Origin of the sequence: Paracoccus sp. SY, assembly GCF_002901215.1 — a bacterium.
Classification (GTDB): domain Bacteria; phylum Pseudomonadota; class Alphaproteobacteria; order Rhodobacterales; family Rhodobacteraceae; genus Paracoccus; species Paracoccus acridae.
Window position 1 is genome coordinate 1 of the sequence record NZ_NWMQ01000116.1, and the last position, 2,733, is coordinate 2,733.

Annotated in this window: 2 protein-coding genes; one reads left to right on the plus strand and one right to left on the minus strand. The window is 61.7% G+C overall.

Annotated features, from left to right (window positions below):
- The first annotated feature begins 474 nt into the window (after positions 1 to 474).
- Positions 475 to 1,023, plus strand: coding sequence for a hypothetical protein (locus CK944_RS21900; RefSeq protein WP_103175149.1), 549 nt, complete (start codon positions 475 to 477; stop codon positions 1,021 to 1,023).
- Positions 1,024 to 1,249: 226 nt separating this feature from the next.
- Here the strand turns inward: CK944_RS21900 and CK944_RS21905 are convergent.
- Positions 1,250 to 2,733, minus strand: a 1,484-nt coding sequence (locus tag CK944_RS21905; RefSeq protein WP_146038759.1) for a calcium-binding protein, incomplete at its 5' end; no start/stop codon positions are given.

Here is a 2,733-nt window from a genome sequence, read left to right on the forward strand (position 1 = left end):
TGCGGATCAAGCGTCTGTTCGCCCGTCGAGACGCGGGCATAGCCGATGAGAGGCATGGATGGCTCCAAGTTTGAGCTGTCAGTTGCCCTGCATACACAATCAAGACGTATAAGAAAACGGCCGTTTGAAGAACCTTTTAATCCCAGCTTTTTTCTAGCTCCGGTAGGGCGAAGGATGCAGCATTTCTTTGCCCTGCTGCTGTTTGCAGGTCCCCCATGTCCTGATCTTCCGCCAGCTACCTAATCCAAGTTGGGGACTCTCTATCTCGGCCAGCAGCGCTGCTTCGAGAGTCAACCTAGTAAGCCGCAATAACAGATCTAAATACGGCTATGAGGATCTTCCTGCATGTATACTGGAATATGGGAAGGGCAGGGGATGGGGTAAGTGGGGCAAATTCCGGGGCGATGTGAGTTTACGCCAGTGGCACGCGCACCAGATTGGGTAGCGGGGGAAGGAAAAAGGTTCATTGCGCCCTTGCCAGAAGGACTGCTCGGTGGCTTTGGCACCAACCTGCGGCGGTTCTGTCTCGTGCTTCATGCCCAGGGGCAGGTGACGACGGAGCGGCTGACCGCGATCCTGAACGGGATCGGCATGGACATCTCCAAGCGTCAAGTCCTGCGAATTTTGACCTTCGATCTGGATGGGTTTGTGGCGGAGGATCAGGCGATCCCTCCGGCAGGCCTGGCCACCGCCTCCTTTATCAGCCTGGATGACACCGGCGCCCGACATGCTCTCCGCGACGGCATCACCAGGCAGATCGGCGGCATGCGCTTCAGCGTCTTCCGCACGGGCTGTTTGAAGTCACGGCTGAACTTCCTGTCACTCCTGTGGGCCGGATGCGAGGATTACATCATCATCGACGCGGCGCTCGCCTATATGCGCCAGCGAAAGGTGGCGGCGGATCAACAACACTGCGGACCGCGGCCCCGGAGCGCGCGCCTTGACACCTGGCGGTCGGCGCGCCCTCCGGGGCCGCTCTGTTGCGCCACACCTCGTAACACTGGGTATCGCCTTAGCTCGTAAAGGTGGGCGTCGCTTGACAGACGGTCAGGGAAGCGCAGCGTTGAGTAATCCTCCTAACTCGGAAGAGGCAGTATTCGGAAAGCGGAGGTATCATTGAAGCTCATGTCAGCTCGCCTTCAGAAGGCCATATCTGAACGCCATTAAGCAAGTTTTTCCAGTCGCTGAACCTGAAAGCCGAAGGTGCGCCCCTTTCAGGGCGCAACGGTTCTTCAAGACAGGGGAAAGGTCAGAACAGGAAGTCGCCGGCGCTGAGGTCAAACTCGCCTTGGACGCGGATGCGAGCTTCTGCGCCTGTGTCGGTGTCGGTGTCGATGAACACCAAGGTTTCGCCCCCCTGAATGGTGTAGCGGACCTGATTCGACGATCCCGAGGCGAATGCCGCAGTCCCGATGAAGGTGAAGGGCAGGGCGGCAAGACCCCTGACGTCGATCAGGTCGCCTCCGGTGACGCCGCCACCTTCGAAGTCCAGGATGATGTCGCTGGCGGCCACGGTACTTGCGGCCAGGGTGGCGAAGACGAAGATGTCGTCTCCCGCGTCCCCCGTAAGTTGATCAACACCCAGCCCGCCGATCAGGACATCATTTCCGGCACCGCCGAACAGGAAGTCGTTGCCGCCGTTGCCGCTGATCGTATCGCTGCCGTCGCCCCCGGATAGACGGTTGACGGCATTGCTGCCGAAGAAGGTGTCGTTGCCGGTGCCCCCGATGATATTCTCGATCGCCGTGACAGTGTCAGACGTCGCGGTTTCCGGGCCGCTGCCGGTCACGATCGCGGTTGCCAGGGCAAGATCGATGGTCAGGCCCGTGCCATAAGCGCTGTAGTCGATGGTATCGACTCCCCCGCCGCCATTGAAGACGTCGCGGACGTCATCGACCGTCGCGATCAGCATGTCCGCGCCCGCGCCGCCCAGGATCGTGTTGGCCCCGCTGTTGCCGGTCAGGTTGTCGGCACCAGTGCCGCCCGTGACGTTCTCGACACCCAGAGCCGAGGTGAAGCCCGATGCGGAGCCGGTGGTCAGGTTCACCACCACATTCCCCGCACTGGTGCCATAGCTGAGCGTGTCGGTACCTTCCCTCAGATCCAGCAGGATGCTTTCGACACCCAGGATGCCGGCAAGCCCCGTCATCGACACGACCGAGGTTCCGTTCCAGATGGCGGTGACCGCGTTGGCTGCCGCGTTTCCGTCATAGCGGATGACGTCGGTTTCCGTCCCGCCATCGACCGTGTCGGTGCCGTCTCCCCAGGCAAAGCGGATCAGGTCGTTGCCGGCCCCACCCTGAATGTTGTCGTTGCCGGCACCGCCCACCAGAAGATCGGCACCCGCACCGCCGACCAGCGTGTCGGTGCCCCCTTGTCCATACAGCACGTCGTCGCCGTCGCCGCCGGTGACGCTGTCATTGCCGGAATGTGCATAGACGATGTCGTCCAGGTTTCCGCCCAGGATCGTGTTGGACCCGGTGGTGCCAGACCGAAGCACCATGGTTTCATCTTGGAAGGCACCACCCGGCGCGGTGAAACGCAGGTTGATCGTGTGGGTCTGGCCTTGGCCCAGGGCGCCGGTCAGCGTCATGAGCCCATCCGCGTTGACGGCGACCAGCGGACTGCTGCCCGCCCGAAGCGCGAACGTGCCGGCGCCGGTGTCGCTGATCAGTTCACCGATGGTGGCGTTGTTGCCGGGAAGCGCTGCGGCGCCGGGCAAGTTCGTTACCC